The sequence below is a fragment of the Parabacteroides sp. merdae-related_45_40 genome (genome assembly GCF_001915675.1).
Genome location: NZ_MNQY01000028.1, coordinates 359 through 2,229 on the forward strand (window position 1 = coordinate 359; position 1,871 = coordinate 2,229).

Annotated in this window: 2 protein-coding genes; both read right to left on the bottom strand. The window is 52.7% G+C overall.

The window, feature by feature from the left end:
* Positions 1-743, bottom strand: a 743-nt coding sequence (locus BHV83_RS00485; RefSeq protein ID WP_502687951.1) for a C1 family peptidase, incomplete at its 3' end; no start/stop codon positions are given.
* Between the two features lie 77 nt (positions 744-820).
* On the bottom strand, positions 821-1,871 hold a 1,051-nt coding region (locus BHV83_RS00490), incomplete at its 5' end, for a C69 family dipeptidase (protein ID WP_286755310.1).

A 1,871-nucleotide genomic window follows, 5' to 3' on the forward strand; every position in this document is an offset into this window, starting at 1 on the left:
TCCCAGCAGACCGTATAACCGTTGTTCAGGGCATAATCCACCGTTTGCATCATCTCGTCGAGCGGCAGGTTATACATCAGGGAATGTTCCCAGTTGTCCGGCACTTCCACGTCGAACTTCACATAATACGGATGATGCGTGAAGCTGGTCAGTTCGATATAGTCGTCCATATTCAGTCCTAAGGATTCGGCGAATGACTTCGGCGTATATTCCTTTCCTTTATACGTGAACTTCTCCGGCAGCTTTCCCAGGTAGGTGTCGAACAGGTTAGCAATCAGCTTGTCATATTCCGGACTGCGCTGTTTCGCCTTCACTGCCACATCGGCGATGGCGTGCATGTAGCGAACCATCTCGCTGTGGTTATGCTTCTCGGAGTCGTAGTTGATACCCGTATATACCTCTTCCGGTACGATCCCTACCTGGCGGTACGCATTCATGAAAGTATGCGAAAGGCTGCCCTGTCCGATATTACCGTCCCCGCGACGCAGGTAGTTGTCTTGCAACTGGTTCATATATTTCTGGCGGACGATGAACATCTCCGAAAGGTCATACGTACCTTTCCCCATACGAAGCAGTTCGGATTCCATAAACGACGTAGTGGCAAAGCACCAGCAAGTCCCTGTTGCCGCTTGGTTCTTAACCGGGGTAGCGGGAACCGTTACCACTTCCGTAAACTGGTACCCCTGACCGAACGTTGCCGAAGCAGAGAAAGCCAGCATGCAAGATAGAATAAGTGATTTCATGTATATAAAGATTAAATTATTAATTATCGTGTCTTGGAAAGCAACTATTATCTATTATATGAATATCGGTCAATTGTTCAGAATCCCCTCGCGAACATCTTCCAGAACTTGTCCGCCATCTCCTGCCAGCGCAGGATTGTCGCTCCTGCGAAGTCGGCCGTGTAGCCGGTCAGGAAAGCCCGTGCGGTCTCTTCCCCTTTGCTGTCCTGCAACTCTTTGTAGCGATTTTCCACGAAAGGCATTTCGGATAAACCCTTTTCCTCGAAATGGGCGACTGCGTCGTTGATCTTCTCTTTGGTCAATCCCCAGCGAACCGTAGCCAACTTGTTTGCCGTTCGGTATTTCCATACGATGGCATCCTCACGGTGGCGGTGCTGTCCGCAGATACCGAAAGCAGCCGGCAGGTCGGTCGTACCGGAGAATACCGGGATACGCGGGCTCTGCCCCGGGTTGTCGAACGACAGCCAGGCAACGCCGCCCACTGCATCCGGCAACCAGCTGCGAAGCTGTATCACGTGCGAGTAGGAACATTGCGGAACCGCCACTAAGCGATTGCGTGTCACCGTCCCTTCCTTCACGCCGTTCAGCATATTCAGCATATCTGTTCCCATCCAGGGGTTAGCCGCCGGACTTGTGATCGTATCCGTTTCCTTCGTCTCCTTGTTCTTGACAGCCACTTTCAGATTCTTCGTCATGTCCCATTCCGTCCCTTCATACGTCTGGCGTAGCAATGCCATCACATCCGTTACGGCAACCGGCTTGTCCGGCTTCACGCTGATCGGCAGCTCTTCCGAGTCGTACGACAGTTGGAGGGAAGGGGCAAGCGCATTCAGAATAAAATACTCGCGGATGCTGAATGCCTTCGGTTCGCCGAAATAGTTACCCCCGCTGTAGGCTTTCCAGAACTTGAACGGCTCCTTGCCGTCCCAGAAGCCCATCTTCTTAGCAACAGAAAATACGTTTTCGGAAGCCATATAGTTATCCCTGTCCTTCAGGTCGAGCGTCGAGATACGCGAGATATTGGCCGACACCCCCACATGATCGTCCGGGATGCGGACAGCCGCCCATACACCCCCGATCTTGTCCGGCCCCTCGCCGAACACCTCGAAATGCCAGACCTCGTTCGGG